Annotated in this window: 18 protein-coding genes; 9 read left to right on the forward strand and 9 right to left on the reverse strand. The window is 67.1% G+C overall.

Annotated elements, in window-relative coordinates; genetic code table 11:
* Positions 1-36: 36 nt before the first annotated feature.
* The 5 genes from ACORJG_RS14785 to hemE all read right to left on the reverse strand — a co-directional run bounded on the left by ACORJG_RS14785 (position 37) and on the right by hemE (position 4,759).
* On the reverse strand, positions 37-276 hold the full coding sequence (locus ACORJG_RS14785; RefSeq protein WP_003166554.1) for a DUF6489 family protein: 240 nt from the start codon (positions 274-276) through the stop codon (positions 37-39).
* Between the two features lie 126 nt (positions 277-402).
* Positions 403-1,899, reverse strand: a complete 1,497-nt coding sequence (rho, locus tag ACORJG_RS14790) for a transcription termination factor Rho (protein WP_427790192.1) — start codon at positions 1,897-1,899, stop codon at positions 403-405.
* Between the two features lie 271 nt (positions 1,900-2,170).
* Positions 2,171-2,638, reverse strand: a complete 468-nt coding sequence (locus tag ACORJG_RS14795; RefSeq protein WP_427790194.1) for a CopD family protein — start codon at positions 2,636-2,638, stop codon at positions 2,171-2,173.
* A gap of 10 nt (positions 2,639-2,648) precedes the next feature.
* Positions 2,649-3,728: a ferrochelatase gene (gene hemH / locus ACORJG_RS14800; protein WP_427790196.1), complete on the reverse strand. Its 1,080-nt coding sequence runs from the start codon at positions 3,726-3,728 to the stop codon at positions 2,649-2,651.
* Positions 3,725-4,759: a uroporphyrinogen decarboxylase gene (hemE, locus tag ACORJG_RS14805; RefSeq protein ID WP_427790198.1), complete on the reverse strand. Its 1,035-nt coding sequence runs from the start codon at positions 4,757-4,759 to the stop codon at positions 3,725-3,727. Before hemE ends, hemH begins: the two co-directional genes overlap by 4 nt.
* Before the next feature lie 484 nt (positions 4,760-5,243).
* Between hemE and ACORJG_RS14810 the strand changes: the two genes are divergently transcribed.
* Genes ACORJG_RS14810 through dnaQ form a run of 5 tightly spaced genes read left to right on the forward strand, consistent with a single transcriptional unit; the run spans position 5,244 to position 8,914 of the window.
* Positions 5,244-6,113, forward strand: a complete 870-nt coding sequence (locus ACORJG_RS14810; RefSeq protein WP_346529387.1) for a pyruvate, water dikinase regulatory protein — start codon at positions 5,244-5,246, stop codon at positions 6,111-6,113.
* Positions 6,110-6,709: a Maf family protein gene (locus ACORJG_RS14815; RefSeq protein WP_427790201.1), complete on the forward strand. Its 600-nt coding sequence runs from the start codon at positions 6,110-6,112 to the stop codon at positions 6,707-6,709. Before ACORJG_RS14810 ends, ACORJG_RS14815 begins: the two co-directional genes overlap by 4 nt.
* Positions 6,706-7,545, forward strand: a complete 840-nt coding sequence (locus ACORJG_RS14820) for a shikimate dehydrogenase family protein (protein WP_427790203.1) — start codon at positions 6,706-6,708, stop codon at positions 7,543-7,545. The genes ACORJG_RS14815 and ACORJG_RS14820 overlap by 4 nt, the downstream gene beginning before the upstream one ends.
* Positions 7,542-8,183 carry a dephospho-CoA kinase gene (gene coaE, locus ACORJG_RS14825; RefSeq protein WP_427790205.1) on the forward strand — a complete coding sequence of 214 codons (642 nt, stop codon included), beginning with the start codon at positions 7,542-7,544 and terminating at the stop codon, positions 8,181-8,183. The genes ACORJG_RS14820 and coaE overlap by 4 nt, the downstream gene beginning before the upstream one ends.
* 5 nt (positions 8,184-8,188) lie before the next feature.
* A complete protein-coding gene (gene dnaQ, locus ACORJG_RS14830) occupies positions 8,189-8,914 on the forward strand; it encodes a DNA polymerase III subunit epsilon (protein WP_427790207.1) in 726 nt (241 codons plus the stop codon).
* Here dnaQ and ACORJG_RS14835 read toward each other — a convergent pair.
* Together ACORJG_RS14835 and secB are read right to left on the reverse strand one after the other, a co-directional pair.
* Entirely contained in the window at positions 8,872-9,171 is a 300-nt protein-coding gene (locus ACORJG_RS14835; protein WP_427793074.1) for a putative quinol monooxygenase, read from the reverse strand. The genes dnaQ and ACORJG_RS14835 overlap by 43 nt on opposite strands.
* A gap of 143 nt (positions 9,172-9,314) precedes the next feature.
* Positions 9,315-9,842, reverse strand: a complete 528-nt coding sequence (gene secB, locus ACORJG_RS14840; protein ID WP_427790209.1) for a protein-export chaperone SecB — start codon at positions 9,840-9,842, stop codon at positions 9,315-9,317.
* 254 nt (positions 9,843-10,096) lie between these two features.
* Between secB and timA the strand changes: the two genes are divergently transcribed.
* Positions 10,097-10,714: a TIM44-related membrane protein TimA gene (gene timA, locus ACORJG_RS14845; RefSeq protein WP_427790211.1), complete on the forward strand. Its 618-nt coding sequence runs from the start codon at positions 10,097-10,099 to the stop codon at positions 10,712-10,714.
* Entirely contained in the window at positions 10,714-11,859 is a 1,146-nt protein-coding gene (locus ACORJG_RS14850) for an MltA domain-containing protein (RefSeq protein WP_427790213.1), read from the forward strand. Before timA ends, ACORJG_RS14850 begins: the two co-directional genes overlap by 1 nt.
* 7 nt (positions 11,860-11,866) lie before the next feature.
* On the opposite strand, the gene ACORJG_RS14855 is transcribed toward ACORJG_RS14850, so the two are convergent.
* Together ACORJG_RS14855 and ACORJG_RS14860 are read right to left on the reverse strand one after the other, a co-directional pair.
* Complete coding sequence (locus ACORJG_RS14855; RefSeq protein ID WP_427790215.1) at positions 11,867-12,226, reverse strand: DUF3060 domain-containing protein; 360 nt, start codon at positions 12,224-12,226, stop codon at positions 11,867-11,869.
* Positions 12,227-12,302: 76 nt separating this feature from the next.
* A complete protein-coding gene (locus ACORJG_RS14860; protein WP_427790217.1) occupies positions 12,303-13,826 on the reverse strand; it encodes a helicase HerA-like domain-containing protein in 1,524 nt (507 codons plus the stop codon).
* Positions 13,827-13,953: 127 nt separating this feature from the next.
* On the opposite strand from ACORJG_RS14860, the gene ACORJG_RS14865 reads away from it, so the two are divergent.
* Together ACORJG_RS14865 and ACORJG_RS14870 are read left to right on the forward strand one after the other, a co-directional pair.
* Entirely contained in the window at positions 13,954-15,123 is a 1,170-nt protein-coding gene (locus tag ACORJG_RS14865; RefSeq protein ID WP_427790219.1) for an AI-2E family transporter, read from the forward strand.
* Positions 15,124-15,552: 429 nt separating this feature from the next.
* Positions 15,553-20,415, forward strand: coding sequence for an NAD-glutamate dehydrogenase (locus tag ACORJG_RS14870; RefSeq protein WP_427790221.1), 4,863 nt, complete (start codon positions 15,553-15,555; stop codon positions 20,413-20,415).
* Positions 20,416-20,443 lie beyond the last annotated feature (28 nt).

Consider the following 20,443-nt stretch of genomic DNA (forward strand, 5'->3'; position numbering starts at 1 on the left):
GGTCCCCCTCCCCATTGCATGGGGAGGAAAAGCGGATCACGGCTTGGCCGCGCCCGTGACGGCGGCTTCCATCAGGCGGCGGAACTGGTCCTGGGCCTGAACGCCGAAGCTGGTCCAGGTCTTCATCAGTTCATCGGGCTGCATGGCGGCCATGTTGGCGTCCATGCGCTTCTGCATTTCAGCGACCAGATGGTCATTGAGCGGCGTCACATCCGGCAGGCCCAGAAAGGCGCGAGCCTCGGCGGGGGTGCAGTCGATCTCAATGTTCAGCTTCATGACCCACGCTCCTGTTTCACGTGAAACACATTCCTGATTCTCTACCCCCGCACGCGCGGCGTGCGGCTGCTTGAGAGAACCTCCCTCAAGCAGCCTGGCGCCGCGCGCCAGGCGATAGGGACCTTATTATGTGTTCATCGACTGGAAGAAGTCGCCGTTGTTCTTCGACTGGCGCAGCTTGTCGAGCAGGAACTCGATCGCGTCCTGCGGACCCATCGGGTTAAGGATGCGGCGCAGAACATAGGTCTTGGCCAGTTGGTCCTTCGGCGTGATGAGGTCTTCCTTGCGGGTGCCCGACTTGAGCACGTCGATGGCCGGGAAGATGCGCTTGTCAGCGACCTTGCGGTCCAGGACGATTTCCGAGTTACCCGTGCCCTTGAACTCTTCGAAGATGACCTCGTCCATGCGGCTGCCGGTGTCGATCAGAGCCGTGGCGATAATGGTCAGCGAACCGCCCTGCTCCACATTACGCGCGGCGCCGAAGAAGCGCTTGGGCCGTTGCAGGGCGTTGGCGTCGACGCCGCCGGTCAGCACCTTGCCCGACGACGGGACGGTGGCGTTGTAGGCGCGCCCCAGACGGGTGATGGAGTCCAGCAGGATCACCACATCCTTCTTGTGCTCGACCAGACGCTTGGCCTTTTCGATCACCATTTCGGCCACGGCGACGTGGCGGGTGGCCGGTTCGTCGAAGGTGGAGGCGACGACCTCGCCCTTCACCGTGCGCTGCATATCGGTGACTTCTTCGGGGCGTTCGTCGATCAGCAGGACGATCAGGAAGACTTCCGGGTGGTTGCGCTCGATCGACTTGGCGATGTTCTGCAGCATGACCGTCTTACCCACGCGCGGCGGTGCGACGATCAGGCAGCGCTGGCCCTTGCCCAGCGGGGCGACGATGTCGATGACCCGGCCCGAGCGGTCCTTCAGCGTCGGGTCCTGGATTTCCATGTGCAGACGCTCTTCAGGATAGAGCGGCGTCAGGTTGTCGAACAGGACCTTGGTCTTGACCATCTCCGGATCTTCGAAGTTGATCGTGTCGACTTTCAGCAGGGCGAAGTAGCGCTCGCCCTCGCGCGGGCCGCGCACGGCGCCGTGCACCGTGTCGCCCGAACGCAGGCCGAAGCGGCGGATCTGCGACGGCGAGACATAGACGTCGTCCGGACCCGGCAGATAGTTGGCGTCGGGACTGCGCAGGAAGCCGAAGCCGTCCGGCAGGATCTCCAGCACGCCCGAGGCGATGATCTCGACCTCTTCGTCGGCCAGGGTCTTCAGGATGGCGAACAGCAGGTCCTGCTTGCGCAGGTTGCCGGCGTTCTCGATGTCCAGACCTTCCGCGAAGGCGACCAGATCTTCCGGCGTCTTCTCGTTCAGTTCCTGAAGGGTGATGCGGCCGTTGGGGACGATGGGCTCGCCGTCGTCGTCCTCATCATCCTCGGCTGTGGTGTCGACGCCGTGATCGTCGTGGTCGGCGACAACCGGGGCGACAGCCTCTTCAGGCTGAGCCTCCTCGACCGGAGCCGCAGCGCGACTTCCACCCAGGCTCAGAGTGCGGCGCGGACGCTCAGCAGGATTTTCTCCTGCATTTTCAGTGGCTTCGTTTTCCGGAGTGTCAGGCGTATCGGTCATGATGGCGTGCTCGTTCGCGCGCCCGGACACCGCAGGGCGCCCAGGAGCAGAAGGTCGTCGATGGCTTCAGCCGCAGGGGCTGGGAGGGAGGGCGACGGTCTCCCGCAGGCTCAAACCGGCAGGCGTCGCAAAAAGAGAGGGACCGCACTGCACGGATCGGCCGCACGATTCACCTCAGCGGAACCACGAAAGGAGGGTCGGGGTCAAGCGAAAGCAGAAGATGCCCCTCTCCCTCAAGCAGCGAGCGACCGCGTCGCTCGCGTTAGGGCCTCTAGAATGTCCACTCCAGCGTGACCGACAGCACCATGATGATGGCCAGGACGAAGGGAATCTCATTGGTCATACGCCAGAAACGGCCGGAATATTTCGATGTCCCGGCAGCGATTTTCTTGCGCTGACCAGCCAGAAAGCCGTGCCAGCCCGCCAGCAGGAAGACGCCGACCAGCTTGGTAACCATCCACGGCTGCTGCGCGAAAGACCAGTCGGCGCCGTCGCCGCTGCGCAGCCACAACAGCCAGCCGCCGAAGATGAAGGCCAGGATCATGGCGGGGTTGATGATGATGCGCAGCAAGCGCGTCTGCCAGACCCGCAACAGGGCCTGCATCTCGCCGCGCAGGGGCTCTGGCTTGGCGTTCTGCTCGGCGTCATAGGCGAACAGGCGCGGCAGGAAGAGCATTCCGGCCATCCAGGCGATCACCGCCAGGATGTGAAGCCCGCGGGCCAGGTTGTAATAGTCCATGTCGATCCCCTCAGGCCGCCCTGGAGGCCTTTGAACAGCCAGACGGACAGGCTTTCAAGTGGGCGCATGGTCCACCCTGAGAAACGCCCTGCGGCGCTGCGCCCGGCGTTTCCAGCGCCCGCTCGACCGCATCGGCCAGGGCGGTGATGAAGACCGGATCGGCGCTGACTGTCGGCGCACGAAGATAGGGCGCGCAGCCGACCTTATGGGCCAGCTCGCCGTATTCCATGTCCAGTTCGACCAGGGTTTCGATGTGTTCGGAAACGAAGGCGATCGGCACGACCACGGCGCCCACGCCGTCTTTCGCCGCCTGTTCGATGGCGTCCGGCGTGGCAGGGCCCAGCCATTTCAGCGGCCCGACCCGGCTCTGGTAGCAGATGGCCCAGTCGGTCAGCCCCATGCGCTCGACCACAGCCGCCACGGTGGCCTCAATCTGCGCCTGATAGGGATCGCCCGCCGCAACCAGTTTTTCAGGAATGCCGTGTGCTGAGAACAGCACGCGCACCGGCTTGCCGTCAGCCTTGTCCAGCGTCTGGCGGATCAGGCGCGCCTGCGCCTCGATCAGACCCTCGGCGTCCGGGTAGCAGCAGACAACGTGCGTCTCGCCCGGGCCGTCATAGCACTCGGTCCACTTCTTCAGCGACGAAGCCGTCGTGGTGGTCGAGAACTGCGGATAGAGGGGCAGAAGGACGATCCTGTCCGGCTGGAAAGCCTTGACCGCCGCCGCCGTCTCCTCGGTCATCGGATGCCAGTAGCGCATGGCGATGAAGACGCGGGTGTCGTCGCCCGGCGAAGCGTCCGCCAGAGCGCGCGACAGGGCCTCGGCCTGTTTCTGCGTTTCCGGCAACAGAGGCGAACCGCCGCCCATCAGCGCGTAGTTGGCCTGCGCCGACGCTTCGCGGCGACTGGAGATCAGCTTCGCCAGCGGCGTGCGGAAAATCCCCGGTAGGCCGATGATGGCCGGGTCGTTGAACAGGTTGAACAGGAAGGGTTTGACCGCTTCGGGACGATCAGGACCGCCCAGATTTGTCAGGACGACCGCCACGCGCCGGTTGGGCCGTTCCTTAAGCTTCGTGGCGGTCTGGTTCATTGGGCGCCGATCCGCTTCAGAACCTGCTCGACATGGGCGATCGGCACGTCCGGGAGGATGCCGTGGCCCAGGTTGAAGATCCACGGCCCCTGGCCCCAGGCCTCCATCAGTTGATCGACGCGCCGATCCAGAGCGTCGCCCCCGGCCCGCAGCAGCAGAGGGTCCAGCGCGCCCTGAATGGGCTTGATCGCCTGAACCCGTTTGCCGACCTCCAGCGGACAGGCGGTGTCCAGCGCCACGCCCTGCACGTCGCATTCACGCGCATAGCGTTCAGCCAGCGCCGCCGAGCCCCTCGGGAAGCCGATCAGCGGCACAGTGACGCCCAGTTCGCGGGCGCGGGCGACCAGCTTCTGATGCGGTTTCAGCACCAGGGTCTCGAACAGGTCCTCGGGCAGGCCCTCGGCCCAGCTCTCGAAGATCTTCAGCACCTGCGCGCCCGCGTCCTGTTGCATCTTCAGATAGTGGGCGGTGGATTCCACCAGCACATCCAGCACGCCCGCCACCAGTTCGGGCTGGGTGTAGGCATAGGTGCGGGCGGCGGCGCGCTCGCCCTTGCCCATGGTGCGATGTTCGCCGTCCAGCATATAGGTGGCGACCGTCCACGGCGCCCCGGCGAAACCGATCAGGGCGCGTTCAGGCTCGAGTTCCGCGCGCACGAGGCTGAGTGTCTGACCCACGGCCTTGAGGGCCTCTCCTGCCTGCTGAGCCTTGTCGGCCATCGACTCCACCGACGGCAGGGCGCCCAGGCGCGGCCCCTCTCCCGCCTCGAACCACACCTTCTGGCCCAGGGCGCCGGGGATCAGCAGGATGTCGGCGAAGACGATGGCGGCGTCGAAACCGAAACGGCGCATCGGCTGCAGGGTCGCTTCGGCCGCCATTTCCGGATTCAGGCAGAAGGCGATGAAGTCGGGCGCCCTGGCCCGAAGCTCACGGTATTCCGGAAGGTAGCGCCCGGCCTGACGCATGAACCACACGGGCGGGCGGGAAAGGATTCGGCCCTGAAGAGCCTGGATCAGAAGGGGCGTGCTCATGCTTCGGGCTTTAGGATGCACACCCCCAAGCCTCAATCCCTATTTAGATTTGAGAATTGAAAGAATTGGTAGGTGGAAGCAGGGCCGGGGAGCACGGGGATAACTGCGGACAGTCCCGGTTCGACTCCTGTTTGTCCCCTGTCCGGACCGCAGAAACCCGGGCGTTTACAGCGCGGGCTGTGGGTTATGGGGATAAGCCGTGAAACACCCGTGGGACTCGGGCTTGCCTCTGGGCGCCATTGTGGGTGAATCCGCAGGCGCCGTTGTTGGACAATATGTCCTGCCCCCAGCACGGGATGAAATGTCGGCGCCCAGGCGGACGACTCCGGCGCCGATCGCCCCAACGGCGCCCGCGATCCCCGCTCGCGACCGGCGGCCAGGCTTGCTAGAGGATTCGGCGCCCGGTCTTTCACGAACGGCGCCCCGGCTTTTCAACAGGGCGCGGGGATGATCCGACCGTTGACTGGAAGGAGACGCCGCCCTGATGAGCCCCGCCCGCCCGATCGGCGCATCGCGCCTGGCCACCTATTTCCACGTCCATCTGGTGTCGGACTCGACCGGCGAGACGCTGAACGCCATGGCCAAGGCCGTGGTCGCCCGTTTCGACGGCGTCATTCCGATTGAACACATCTATGCGCTGGTCCGCTCGCCCAAACAGATGGAGCGGGTGCTGGAGACCATCGCCGCGGCGCCCGGCGTGGTGTTGCACACCCTGGTTGATCGCGAACTGCGCGAACAGCTGGAAGAAGGCTGTCGCCAGTTGCAGATGCCGCAGATCGGGGCGCTGGACCCGCTGGTCGGCGCTCTGTCGCGCTATCTGGGGGCCGATGTTTCGGCGCGGGTCGGGGCTCAGCACGCGCTGGACACCGGCTATTTCAATCGCATGAGCGCGCTGGATTACGCCATCGCCCATGACGACGGTCAGGGCACGGTCGAACAGCTGGAACAGGCCGATGTGGTGCTGTGCGGGGTCAGCCGCACGTCCAAGACGCCGACCTGCATCTATCTGGCGCACCGGGGCATTCGCGCGGCCAATGTCCCGCTGGTGCCGGGTCAGGAGGATGGCGAACGGCTGACCGCGCTGAAGAATCCTCTGGTGGTCGGGTTGACGGTCTCGCCCGACCGTCTGGTGCAGATCCGACGCAACCGTCTGGACGGGCTGAATGCGGGCCATGCCTCGGCCTATGTCGACCATGACGCCGTGCGCGAGGAAACCATCAAGGCGCGTCGCGCCTTCGAGCGGCGCGGCTGGCCCACCATCGACGTGACCCGCCGCTCGGTCGAGGAGACGGCGGCCGCCATCGTCAATCTGTTGAGCGAGCGGCGCAGCCGCAATCCGGGAGCCCCGATGTGACCACGACCGACGGCGAACGCCTGATCCTGGCGTCCAAGAGCGCCGCGCGCCGCGCCATGCTGACCGATGCCGGCGTGCCCTTCGCCGTTCAGGTCGCCGATGTGGACGAAGACGCGCTGAAGACGCCGGGCGTCGATCCGGTCGAACTGGCTGTCGAACTGGCGCGGGCCAAGGCGCTGGCCGTTTCGCGCCATGACCCGGACGCCTGGGTTCTGGGCGCGGACCAGACCCTCGCCTTCGACGGCGGGCTGGTGTCCAAGGCGCCGACGCTGGAGGCCGCGCGTGAACGGCTGTCGGCCATGCGCGGCCGCACGCATCAGCTGCATTCCGGGGCTGCTATGGCCCGCAATGGCCAGGTGGTCTGGTCCGGCGTGGACACGGTCGAGATGAAGATGCGCGATTTCTCCGACGCCTTCCTCGACGCCTATCTGGCGGCGGAGGGCGAGGCCCTGCTGTCCTGTGTCGGCTCCTACCGATTGGAAGGGCTGGGCTCGCAGCTGTTCGAGGCCGTCGAGGGCGATTATTTCACCGTGCTGGGCCTGCCTCTGTGGCCGGTTCTGGCCGAACTGCGCCGGGCAGGAGTGATCACAGTATGAGCCCCACGCCTCTTGGACGCATCACCGGAGCCGCCCTGCTGGGCGGGATCGTCGGCCAGCCGGTCAGCCATTCCCTCAGCCCGGTGATCCACAACGCCTGGCTGGAGGCGGGCGGGATAGACGGAACCTACGCCGCCTTCGCACCCGCTGACGCGGCGGGGTTTGAGGCCTTGGTCGTGGCGGGCCGTGCCGGGCTGATCGCCGGGGTCAATGTCACCGCCCCGTTTAAGGAACAGGCCTTCGCCATGGCCGACGAGGCAGGGACGGCGGTGCGTGCAACCGGATCAGCCAATATTCTGGTCTTTGAGGGGGGCCGTGTGCGCGCCGACAGCGCCGATGGCGCAGGCGTGCTCTACGCCCTGGCCGAACAGGCGCCGCAGCTGACGCTGAAGGGCGCTTCTGTCGTCATTCTGGGCGCGGGCGGCGCGGCGCGGGCGGGCGCAGGCGCGTTGATCGAGGCGGGCGCCGCCCTGTCCATCCTGAACCGCACGCGCGAACGGGCCGAGGCTCTGGCCGCTGATCTGGGACCGGCTGTCTCGGTCGCGCCGGATGCAGGCGTGCTGGAAGGCGCCGATCTGGTCATCAATGCGCTGAGCGTGGCGCCGGACATTGATCTGTCGACGCTGAAGCCCTCGGCCGTGGTCATGGACATGACCTATAAGCCGGTCGTTACGCCCCTGCTGGCGGCGGCGCGCGCGCGCGGGCTGACGACGGTGGACGGGCTGGCCATGCTGATCGGTCAGGCGGCGCCGTCGTTCGAGGCCATCTTCCGCCGTCCGCCCCCGCCGCTGGACCTGCGCGCCCTGCTGCTGGCTCATCTGGGGGAAGCGGCGTGATCGTTCTGGGCCTGACCGGCTCGATCGGCATGGGCAAGTCGACCACGGCCCAGATGTTCGCCGATGAAGGCGCGGTGGTGTGGGACGCCGATGCGGCGGTTCACCGCCTCTATGGTTTAGGCGGCGCGGCCGTGGCGCCGCTGGAGCAGGCCTTCCCCGGCGTAGTCGTGGACGGCGCCGTCGACCGCCCACGTCTGGCCGAGGCGCTGGGCCGCGACGAAGGCGCCTTTCAGCGGCTGGAGGCCATCGTCCATCCTCTGGTTGCGGCAGACCGGGCGCAGGCCTTGAAAACGGCGGCCGAGGGCGGCGCCCGGTTGGCGATCGTCGATGTGCCTCTGTTGTTCGAGACGGGCGGAGACGCCTATGTCGACGCCGTGGTTGTGGCGACGGCTGATGCGGAGGTTCAGGCCCAGCGCGTGATGGCCCGTCCAGGCATGACGCGTGAGCGTCTGGACGCCATCCTGTCGCGCCAGACGCCGGACGCCGAAAAGCGCGCCCGCGCTGATTTCCTGATCGATACCGGCCGGGGTCTGGACGCCGCACGCGATCAGGTCCGCTCCGTTGTGGGGATGGTTCTGTCGCCATCGTGGAAACCGCCACGCGGCGGCCTTTTCCAAACCTCCGAAGCCCGGCATTAAGGGCCATGTCCCGCGAAATCGTCCTTGATACCGAAACCACCGGCTTCGATCCCAAGACCGGCGACCGTCTGATTGAAATCGGCTGCATCGAGATTGAGGACCTGCTGGCCACCGGCCGGACCTTTCACCGCTTCGTCAATCCGGAACGGCTGATCCCGCCGGACGCCATCAAGGTTCACGGCATTACTGATGACAAGGTAAAGGACGCGCCCAAATTCCATGAGGTCATCGACGATCTGATGGCGTTCATCGGCGATGCGCCCCTGATCGCACACAACGCCAACTTCGACCGCAACTTCATCGATTTCGAGATCAGCCGCATCGGCCGCACGCCGCCGCCGCAGGATCGCTGGATCGACACCCTGGCCCTGGCCCAGAAACGGTTCCCGGGGATGCCCAACTCGCTGGACGCCCTGTGCAAGCGCTACAAGATCAGCCTGGTCGAGCGCACCCTGCACGGCGCCCTGATCGACGCCCGCCTGCTGGCCGAGGTCTATCTGGAGTTGCGCGGCGGCAAGGAGCGGGCGCTGGACCTGACCTCGACACGCGGCGGCGTGGCCGAGACGGCCAAGCGCGCGACCTATGGCGCCCGGCCGCGCCCCCTGCCCTCTTTCGTGACGCCCGACGAAGACGCCGCCCACATCGCCTTCCTGAAAGCGACGATCAAGGATCACAGCCTGTGGGCGGGCTATGGCGTGACGGTTGAGGCCGAGGCTGAACCTACGACCTGATCTGCCGGCTCCGTCACGACCGGGTTCATCAGGATATAGGTTCCGGGTCGGATCTGGTGGGCGTCGATCTGCGGGACCAGACGGCGGAAATGTTCGCTGGCGCAGTGGGCGTCCAGCGCGGCCTGATCGGGCCATTCCTCGATGAAGATGAAGTGGCCGGGCTGTTTGCGATCCTCGAACAGGTCATAGGCCAGGCACAGGGGCTCCTGCCGGGTCAGTCGCACGAGTTCGGCATAGAGGGGCCGGACCGCCTCTATGTGTTCGGGTCAGAACCCGCCGATGACCTTGAGCATTCCGCTGTCTCTCCGAAAGAAAAGGGGCGCCCGATCGGACGCCCCTTCATCTCATATAGATCGCTTAAGCAGCGAGGCGCCGCGCGCCTCGCGTTAGCGACCCTCTATCAAGCCTGGCCGGTTTCAGCCGGGGCGCCGGCGATCTGCTGCTGGCGGGCGATGTAGATGGCGGCGAAGTCGATCGGGTCGACCATGAAGGGCGGGTAGAAGCCGCCGTCCATCGTGGCCTGGGCGATGACCTGACGCGCGAAGGGGAACAGGTAGCGCGGGCACTCGATCAGCAGCAGGGGCTCGATATCCTGGGGCTGGACGCCCTGCAGGGCGAACAGGCCGCCGTACAGCAGTTCCACGTGAAACACCGGGGTCTTGTCCTCGGCCGTGGCCTTGATCGACAGCTTCAGGTCGACTTCGAACAGGCCGTCGGGGCGGCCCTGGGCGTTCATCTCGACGCCCATGTCGATGGCGGGCTTGCCGTCCATGCGCAGGCTGTCCGGGGCCTTGGGATTCTCGAAGGACAGGTCGCGGACGTATTGGGCCAGGATGCGGAAGCCGGGTCCTTGCGGCTGACCGTCCTGCGGCTGGGCCTGGTCGGGGGTCTGGCCGTTGGCGTCGGCGGGCGGCGTGGCGTCGGTCATGAGTCTGGAAACCGTCTTGCAGAAATGAGGCGTCCCGCTCACTGCTGAGACGGGCATGAGGGGGCGGCGGTAGCATGGCGGGACCCTGTGTCGCAATGATCAGACCCGTGTTCGGCCCCTGCTTCGCCTTGCGCCCGCCCGGATCGCCCCCTAATCACATTGTACGACCTGCCTTTTCGCTTCTGGAGAGAATCCGAGGCGCTTCCCCTTTCGGGAAGACGGGGCCTGACCAACCGAGGAACGCACCCGTGCCGGTGACCTTTCAGATTGTGATTTTCGCCGTTATCGCGGCGGTGCTGCTGTTCCAGCTCTATAATGTGCTGGGCAAGAAGGTCGGCCGCCAGCCCGAGGACAACCCCAAGCCCGCGCCGGTTTCCGTTATTCCCAACGGCGCGCAGGAAGCGCCGCGTGGTCCTGTGCTCGACCCCGCGATGACGGCGGCCATCGCCGGACTGAAGGCGCGTGATCCGAACTTCGACCCCAATCGTTTTCTGGATGGCGCGCGTCAGGCCTATGAGACCATCGTCACCGCCTATGCGCGTGGCGACCGCGAGGCTTTGCGCCCCCTGCTGACGGAAAAGGTCATGGGGTCGTTCGACGCCGGCATCGCCGCCCGCGAAACACGCGGTGAGGCCGAGGTTGTCGAATTGCGGCACCCTCCGCGCGCCGACCTCGAGCTGGCGACGGTCGAGGGCGATCGCGCCCAGGCCAAGGTGCGTTTCCTCGCCGAGGTGCGCAGCACCGTGACCCCCGCCGGCGGCGAGGCTGTCACGGACGAACGCCGCACCGCAGAGGTCTGGACCTTCGAGCGCCGCCTCGGAGCCTCGGACCCGAACTGGGCTCTGGCCCGCGTCGAGCCGGCGACCGCCTGATGACGACACGGTCCGCGCCCCTCGATCAGACGGGCGCGGCCCGTCTCCTTACGGCTCCGCTTGGCGGGACGGTTTCGTCGCAGCGGATGGGGCGCCTGTCCGGCGTTCTGGCCCTGACGATGCTGGCGGCGGCCTGCGCCTCGGCGCCGCGTCCCGTCGTTGATCCCGGCCCCCTGCTTCCGCCGCCTGTCACCCCGCCGGTGTCGGGCGACCTCAATCTCGCCGCCCTGCCTGGTTGGGCTGAGGAAGATCATCTGGCCGCCCTGCGCGCCTATGCCGAGGGTTGCGGTCCGTCGCGCATCGCGGTTGAGACCTGCCGCGACGCCCGCGCCCTGATCGCCCGCGCCAATCCCAGCGACGCGCGCGCCTTTCTGGAAAGCCGTTTCACGGCCGCCGAGGTGCGCACCGATGATGGCGGGCGCGGCTTGCTGACCGCCTATTTCGCGCCGGAGTATCCCGCCCGCCGCACCCCGGACAGCGAGTTCGACGCCCCGGTTCTCAGCCGTCCGGACAATCTGGCGGGCGTCGGCGACCGCGCTGCGATCGAGGCGGGTTCGGCCCGGTCTTCGGTGTTGGCGTGGATGCGGGCCGAGGATCTGTTCTTTCTGCAGATTCAGGGATCGGGGACGCTGACCTTCCCGGATGGGGGCCGCCTGCGCGCCGCCTATGCGGCCGACAACGGGGCCAAGTTCGTCGGCATCGCCCGGCCGATGGCGGAACAGGGACTGCTGCCACGCGACGGAACCTCGGGCGAGGCGATCCGCGGCTGGCTGGCCGCACATCGCGGCCCTGAAGCGCGCCGGGTGATGGCGCTGAATCCGCGCTACATCTTCTTCACCACCAGCCCGGAAGACGGAAACGAGGCGACGGGCGCTGCGGGCGTGCCCCTGCCCGCGCGACGTTCGGTGGCGGTCGACCCGTCACGCTGGACCTATGGCGAGGCGGCCTGGATCGAGGCGGACGGCGGCAATCTGCGCGGCGCCCGGGCCAGCTATCGCGGTCTGGTCATGACGCTGGACACGGGATCGGCCATTCGCGGCCCCGTACGCGCGGACCTCTATATGGGCCGTGGCGACGCAGCGGGGCATGAGGCGGGCGCGGTGCGCCACCCCTTGCGGATGTGGCGGCTTATCCCGCGCGGTTGAGCTGTCGTCAGTCGCGGATGCGGGTGACGCTGTTGTTGACGCCGTTCAGGACCTGGCGCGGCTGACCGGACGAGCGCCAGCGCACGACCTGTCCCGTTCCGGCGACGTCCAGCACGGCGTTGGGCGCCAGGGTGATGACCACCTTGTTGTCGGTCCCGGCCAGTTCCAGACCCGAGCAGACGCCGGTGAAAGTCAGGTCATGGCCCGAACCTCCGACATCAACGCGGCGCCCTTCGCACGGGATGGTCCGTTTGTGCCCCAGCCCGGAGACCTCGATGACTTCCGGGCCGATCTCGACCGAGCCGATCTGCGTCGGCAGAAGGGCCAGGGCGGCGACGGCGAGGGGGGCGAAGGGCGACAGCAGCATGGGCGATTCCTGAACGGTCTGGTGGAAGACCGGCGGTAAATGCCCTGAAGTCCCGCCGGGTTCCGCTATGCCGCGCCTATCGCTTCTTCAGTCCCCCCAGCACGCCGCGCAGCAGTTCGCGGGTGACGGTCGTGCCGACTGTGCGCAGGACCGATGTGGTCAGGGCCTCCATCGGCGTCTGGCGGGTTGAGGCGCGCGGGCGCGCCGTCGCGGGCGCCTTGGCCGTCGGCGCGCGGGCGGCTGGCGTGCGTGCGGCCTTCTCGGCGGCCTTGGCTTCAGCGGCGGCGCCGGCAGCTTCGGCCTCGACGCGGTCGGCCTGGGCGCGGCGGGCCTTCAGCACCTCTTCGGCGGACTCGCGGTTGATGGGAGTATCATACAGGCCGCGCACCGGGCTGGCGGCGACGATGGCCGCGCGCTCGGCGTCGGTGGCGGGGCCGAGGCGCGAGTCCGGCGGGCGGATCTTGGTCTGGGCCACGACGGTCGGGGCGCCCTTTTCATCGAGGGTCGAGACCAGCGCCTCGCCTACGCCCAGCGCCTGAATGGCCTCGGCGGTGTCGAAGGCCGGGTTGACGCGGAAGCTCTGGGCGGCGGCGCGCAGGCCCTTCTGCTCGGCCGGGGTATAGGCGCGCAGGGCGTGCTGGATGCGGTTGCCCAACTGGGCCAGGACGCTGTCGGGGATGTCGGCCGGGTTCTGGGTCACGAAGTAGACGCCGACGCCTTTGGAGCGGATCAGGCGCACCACCTGCTCGACCTTTTCCAGCAAACCCTTGGGCGCATCGCGGAACAGCAGGTGGGCCTCATCGAAGAAGAAGACCAGGCGCGGCTTTTCCGGGTCGCCGATCTCGGGCAGGCGCTCGAACAGTTCGGACAGCAGCCACAGCAGGAAGGCCGCATACAGGCGCGGATTGTTCATCAACCGCGTGGAGTCCAGCACATTGACCTGACCCCGGCCGTCCAGAGACGTGCGCATCATGTCCTCAAGTCGCAGGGCGGGTTCGCCGAAGAAGGCCTTGCCGCCCTGCTGTTCCAGTTGAAGCAGGGCGCGCTGGATGGCGGCGATCGACTGGGGCGAGACATTGCCCACCTCTCGGCCGATGGTCTGGGCGTTCTCGCCGACATAGGCGAGCAGCGAGCGCAGGTCCTCAAGGTCCAGCAGCAGCAGGCCCTCTTTATCCGCGACGTGGAAGGCGACGGTCAGCACCCCTTCCTGAACGTCGTTCAGTTCCAGCATCCGCGCCAGCAGGACCGGGCCGACGTCCGAGATGGTGGCCCGCACGGGGTGGCCCTTCTCGCCATACAGATCCCAGAAGACGACCGGCGCCGCCTGGCCGTTCAGCGTCAGCCCCATCTTGGCGGCGCGTTCGGCGAACTTGTCCACGCCCCCGGCCTGGCTGATGCCGGACAGGTCGCCCTTCACATCGGCGCAGAAGACCGGCACCCCGGCTTCGGAAAAGCCCTGCGCCATGATCTGCAGCGTCACCGTCTTGCCGGTGCCGGTCGCCCCGGCGACCATGCCGTGGCGGTTGGCGCGGTTCAGCAGCAGGCGCTCGGGCGCGCCCTCAAAGGACTGACCCAGAAACAGGGCGGAAGCGTCGGTCATGCGGGATCTCCTGCGGCCTGGCCAGACTGTCGCGCCATGCTTAATCGTCCGCGCCCCGGCTGCAAGACGGAACCTCTGCGGTTTACAGCGATTGACGCGGTTCCCGGCCGTGGCGACAAGTTGAATCATGAAGCTTCCCATCACCGTCAGTCATTCTTCTCCGGCCGCCAATGCGGTGGTGCTGATCGCCGTCGTGGCGGGCGGGGCCGCCCTGTATTGGCTCAGGGACATACTGACCCCGCTGGCCATGGCCCTGTTCCTGATGATCATGATCGACGGGGTGAAGCGCGCCATCGAGCGGCGCACGCCCATCCCGCCCCGGTTCGCAGGCGCGGCGGCTCTGGTGGTGGTGGTTCTGGGCTTTCTGGCTTCGATCTGGATCATCGTCGACGGGGCGGCGGGTTTCTTCACCGACGCTTCGGGCGTGGCGGGCAGCATCGGCCCGCGTATCGACCAGATCAGCCGTGACGTCGCCAACCTGTTCGGGATCAGCGAGCCGCCGACGCTGAACGACATGATCGCGGGCATCGACCTGCGCGGCTGGCTGACCAGCGCCGCCTTTCAGGTTCAGGGAGCGGCGACGGGCGCCTTCTTCGTCATGATCTATCTGGGCTTCCTGCTGGCCTCGCAGGCGGGCTTCCGCAAGAAGATGGTCGGCATGTTCCCCGAACGCGGCCCGCGTCAGGAGGCGCTGGCGGTGTTCGAGCGCGTGCGCGGCGGCGTCGAGGGCTATCTGTGGGTTCAGGCCGTGACCGGCGCCATGGTTTGCGCCGTGGCCTGGGTGCTGATGCGGGCGGTGGGGCTTCAGAACGCCGAGTTCTGGACCTTCGTCATCTTTATCGTGGGTTTCATTCCCATGCTGGGCGGGGCCGTGGCGGGCTGCGCCCCGCCGATGTTCGCCCTGGTCCAGTTTGAAAGCTACTGGCCCGCGCTGATCCTGTTCGTGGGGCTTCAGACCCTGCTGTTCCTGGTGGGCAATCTGGTCCAGCCGCGGATGCAGGGCGACAACCAGAACATCGACCCCATCGTCGTCCTGCTGGCCCTGGCCTTCTGGGGCAAGCTGTGGGGCGTGGCGGGCATGTTCCTGTCGACGCCGCTGGCGGTCATGGCCATGGCCATCCTGGCCGAGTTCAAGGGATCGCGCTGGATGGCCGTGCTGTTGTCGGGCGATGGAGAGCCCTATGTCGACAAGAAATCGAAGAAGAGCGACAAGAAAACTGAGGCGAAACCCAAGAATCGGGGCGGTTCTGCCCTGTTGAATCGTATACTGGGGCGCGACGTCCCGCCGCAGGCTTAAATCCAGAAATATTCGTCTTCTTGTCCTTGAACTGCCGCAATCGTCGCCTATCTCATCCTCACACGACGACGCGGTCCTCCCCTCCCCCTCCCGGATCGCGACGTCCCAGGCCGGTGCTTCCCTCCCCCCTCCTGAGCGCCGGACCGAGCAGGCCGTCGGACATCGTTCGACGGCCTTGTTCGTTTCTGGAGCCGGGTTTGGCGGCAGGATCGCCTGATCGCGGCTGAAATGGGGCGTTTCGGTCTCAGGATGAAGGCGGCCTGACCATAAGTCGCCATCTTGTGGGCCTCGAAGGCCACATGGTGCGCTGCACACTGAAAATACGGGCGTTTGAGCCCCATCACGGCCTAGTCAGGACCGCCAGCCACGCTAAGGTGCAGGCGCTTTTTTCCCAGCGGCTTTCCGGCCGCGCTGTCCGAGACTTCAGTCATGCCCGCCGCTTCGCGCATCGTTCCCGCCATTCCAGCAGATCTGGAGGCGCTGGAAACGGCTTATGCGCGCATCACGGCCCCTCCGGGCGCGGCTGAAAAGGCCATGCTGGCGCAGGCGTTCGACGACTACGCCTCGGACGAGACGCCTGGACTGGGCGGCGACGATCTGGCCGTCCTGCTGGGCGGCGCCTGGACCGAGGCCAAGGCCCGCAAGGGCGGCGAGCCCGCCCGCATCATCGTGCGCCCGCTGGTCGACGCGACCGGCGTCAACACCGGCTATGATCAGGTTCTGATTCTGCAGGACGACGGCCCCTTCCTGGTCGACAGCGTGCTGGGCGAACTGGCTGAGGCGGGCGTCACCGTCCGCGCCCTGTTCCACCCCGTCGTCGAGGTCGAGGCGGGCCGTCGCGACTCTCTGATCATCGTCGTCATCGACCCCCTGCCGCAGGAGCGCCGCGACGCACTCGGCGAAGGTCTGGCGCAGGCCATGGCCGACGTTCGCGTCGCCGTGCGCGACCACGGCGCCATGCTGGAGGCGCTGGGCGCCGAGATCGCCCGTCTGGAAGCCCACCCGCCGGTCGGCGTGGCGGCGGACGTGCTTCAGGAGAATGTGGCCTTCCTGCGCTGGGTCGAGGACGAGCATTTCGTCTTCCTGGGCGCGCGCCAGTACGACTATCCGCGCGGCGCCGACGGCGCCTATGAGGCCGAGGCGCCCCTCAGCCAGTCCAGCGACGGTCTGGGCGTTCTCAGCGATCCCGAGCGCCGCGTCCTGCGCCGGGCCAATGAGCCGGCGGTTCTGACCCCGGCCATGCAGGCCCAGCTGAACCAGAGCGAGCCGGTTACGGTCGCCAAGGGCAATATGCGTTCACGCGTCCACCGCCGTGCCTATATGGACTACATCGGCGTCAAGCGTTTCGACGATCAGGGCCGCGCCACCGGCGAGACGCGCTTCGTCGGCCTGTTCACCCATGAAGCCTATGACGTCATGGCCCATGAGGTGCCGCTGATCCGCCGCAAGGTGGACAACGCCCTGGCCCGCGCCGACAAGGCGCCGGGCAGCCACAATCACAAGCGCCTGCGCACCATTCTCGAAAACTATCCGCGCGACGAGCTGTTCCAGATCGGCGAGGACGAGCTGCTGGATACGGCGCTGGGCATCCTGCACCTTTATGACCGTCCGCGTATCCGTCTGTTCACGCGCCGCGACCCGTTCGACCGGTTCGTTTCGGTGCTGTGCTTCATCCCGCGCGAGCGTTTCGACGCCGGCCTGCGTCAACGCATCGGCGCCATTCTGGCCAAGGCCTGGGGCGGACGTATCTCAGCCTGGTATCCGCAGCTGAGCGACCAGCCGCTGACACGCGTCCACTACATCATCGGCGTGACGCCGGGCGATCACCCGATCCCCGACCTCAAGGCGCTTGAAGCCGAGGTGGCCGAGGCCGGCCGCAGCTGGATCGACCGCTTTGAGCGCGCCCTGCGCAAGGCCGGGGTGGATGAAGCCGCTGTCGGCCCGACCAGCGCGCGCTGGGCCGAAGGGTTCGGCGTCGCCTTCCGCGCCCGTTACGACGCGGCCGAGGCCGTGGCCGATCTGGAGCAGTTCGACCGCCTGAACGACGGTTCGGCCGCAGACGGCGTCCACGCCGAGCCAGTGGCCGTGCGCGCCTTCCGCACGGCGGACGAGACCAATCTGCAGTTCCGCTTCAAACTGTATCGCCGCGGCTCGGCCGTGCCGCTGTCGGACGTGCTGCCGATTCTGGCGGATATGGGCCTGAAGACCCTTGAAGAATCCGACCACGTCGTGCGCGCGCCGGGGCAGGATCCGATCTATATCCACGACTTCCTGCTGGAAGACCCGCGCGGCGCCGACCTGGTGTTCGCCGATCTGAAGACGCCGTTCGAGGACGCTTTCAAGGCCGTGTGGAACGGCCGCACCGAGAGCGACGGTTTCAACCGTCTGGTGCTGGAACTGGGCGTCGACTGGCGCGAGGCGGCCCTGATCCGCACCCTGGCCCGCTATCGCCAGCAGACGGGTCTGGACCCGTCGCAGTCGGTGCAGGAAGCGGCCCTGCGCGAATATCCCGACGTGGCGCGCGCCATTCTGGCCCTGTTCAAGGCCAAGTTCGATCCGGCTCACGGCGGCTCGGCCGCTGAGCGTGAAGCGGCTGTGGCCGAACTGGACGCCAGGATCGAAACCCTGCTGCAGGACGTGAAGAGCCTGGATCACGACCGCGCCCTGCGCCGGATCGCGGCCCTGATCGACGGCATCAAGCGCACCAACTTCTATCAGGTGGACGCCGAGGGTCAGCCGAAGGCGCACATCTCGATCAAGATCGCCGGTCAGGAATTGGCCGACCTGCCCCTGCCCAAGCCCTTCCGCGAAATCTTCGTCTGGGCGCCGCACATCGAGGGCTCGCACCTGCGCTTCGGCCCGGTAGCGCGCGGCGGCCTGCGCTGGTCCGATCGACGTGACGACTTCCGCACCGAGGTTCTGGGTCTGGTGAAGGCCCAGCAGGTCAAGAACTCGGTCATCGTGCCGGTCGGCTCGAAGGGCGGCTTCTATCCCAAGCAACTGCCGGTCGGCGGCACGCGTGAGGAAATGCAGGCCGAGGCCATCCGCGCCTATAAGACCTTCCTGTCGGGCATGCTGGACATCACCGACAACATCGTCGGCGAAGGCGCTCCGGTGCGCCCGGCGGATGTCGTGGCCTGGGAAGGCGACGACCCCTATCTGGTCGTGGCGGCGGACAAGGGCACGGCGACCTTCTCGGACATCGCCAACGGTGTGAGCCAGTCCTACGGCTTCTGGCTGGACGACGCCTTCGCTTCGGGCGGTTCGGCCGGTTACGATCACAAGGAAATGGGCATCACCGCGCGCGGCGCCTGGGAAGCGGTCAAGCGCCACTTCCGCGAAGTCGGCAAGGACATCCAGACCGAGCCCTTCACCGTGGTCGGCGTGGGCGACATGTCCGGCGACGTCTTCGGCAACGGCATGCTGCTGTCCAAGGCGACCAAGGTCGTGGCCGCCTTTGATCACCGCGACATCTTCATCGATCCGAACCCGGACCCCGCCAAGTCGTGGGAAGAGCGCAAGCGTCTGTTCGAAACGCCGCGCACCAGCTGGCAGGATTATGACAAGGGTCTGATCTCGGAAGGCGGCGGCGTCTTCTCGCGCTCGGCCAAGTCGATCACCCTGACCCCGCAGATCAAGGAACTGCTGGATATCGAGGCCGATACGGTCGACCCGGTCACCCTGATGCAGGCCATCCTCAAGGCCCGCGCCGAGCTGCTCTACTTCGGCGGCATCGGCACCTACATCAAGGGTTCGGGCGAGACGAACCTGCAGGTCGGCGACAAGGCCAATGACGCCATCCGCGTCAACGGCGGCGACATCCGCGCCCAGATCGTCGGCGAAGGCGCCAATCTGGGCATGACCCAGCTGGGCCGCATCGAGGCGGCACGCGCGGGCGTTCGCCTGAACACCGACGCCATCGACAACTCGGCCGGCGTGGACTCCTCCGACCAGGAGGTGAACATCAAGATCCTGCTGGGCGGCGCCATCGCCTCGGGCCACCTGAAGGCCGAGGATCGCAACGCCCTGTTGAAGTCGATGACCGATGAAGTCGCCGACAACGTCCTGCGTCACAACTACGACCAGACGCTGGCTCTGACCCTGCAACAGGCCGAAGGCGCTGCGGCGCTGGACGCCCAACAGGCCTTCATGCAGCACCTGGTTTCGATCGGTAAGCTGAACCGGGCGGTCGAATATCTGCCCGACGACGCCCGCATGGCCGAGATGAAGCTGCAGGGCCAGCCGCTGTCGCGGCCGGAACTGGCGGTGCTGACCGCCTATTCCAAGCTGGAACTGTTCGATGAGATCGTCGCTTCGACGGCGCCGGACGACGCCTTCTTCGAGCGGATGCTGGTCGACTACTTCCCGACCCCGCTGGCTCGCTTTGAAGAGGACATGAAGGGCCACCGCCTGCGTCGCGACATCATCGCCACCGTGTTGTCGAACGAGATCGTCAACATGGCCGGGCCGACCTTCCCCGACCGCCTGCGTGCGGCCGCAGAGTGCGACACCGCCGCCATGGTCACGGCCTTCGAGACCGCGCGTCACGTCTTCCGCCTCGACGAGGCGTGGAAGGCGGTTGAGGCTCTGGATCTGAAGATCCCGGCCGAGGCCCAGACGGCCCTGTATCAGGAGATCGCCCTGGTCCTGCGTCGTCAGACCTTCTGGCTGGCGCGCCGCGCGGCCCGCACCGAGACGACGGTGGGCGGCATGATCGCCGCCTATCAGCCCGCCGCCGACGCCCTGCGCGCCGCCGGTTCGGAAGTGCTGTCGCGCTATGAGCACGCCCGTTACGAAGGCCGGGTCCAGACCTTCATCGGCCTCGGCGCGCCCGAAGAGCTGGCCCGCGACATCGCCATGCTGCGGCCGATGGTGGCCACGGCCGATATCGGCGATCTGGCCGGTGAACTGGGTTGGGATGCTCCGGCCATGGCCCGCGTCTATCACCAGGTCGGCGCCGCCTTCGATTTCGACCGCCTGCGCGTGGCGGCCGGCTCGGTTCAGTCGGACGATCACTTCGATCGCCTGGCCGTGCGTCGCCTGATCCAGGACCTGATGACCGAGCAGCAGCAGCTGACCCGCGCCGTGGCCAAGGCCTCGGCCCAGGCGGCGGGCGCGGGCGAGGACAGCGCGGAACAGGCGGTCGACGCCTGGATCGGCGCCCGCATGGATCAGGTCGAAGCCCTGCGCGCCTCGGTCGACGGCATCGAGACGTCCGGCTCCGGCTGGACTTTCGCCAAGCTGACCATCGCCAACGGCGCGATCCGCGAGGTCCTGGCTTCGGCTTCTTAAGCAGAGTGACGCCGGGCGAAAGCCCGCC

Source organism: Brevundimonas diminuta (assembly GCF_050310045.1).
GTDB lineage: Bacteria > Pseudomonadota > Alphaproteobacteria > Caulobacterales > Caulobacteraceae > Brevundimonas > Brevundimonas diminuta_F.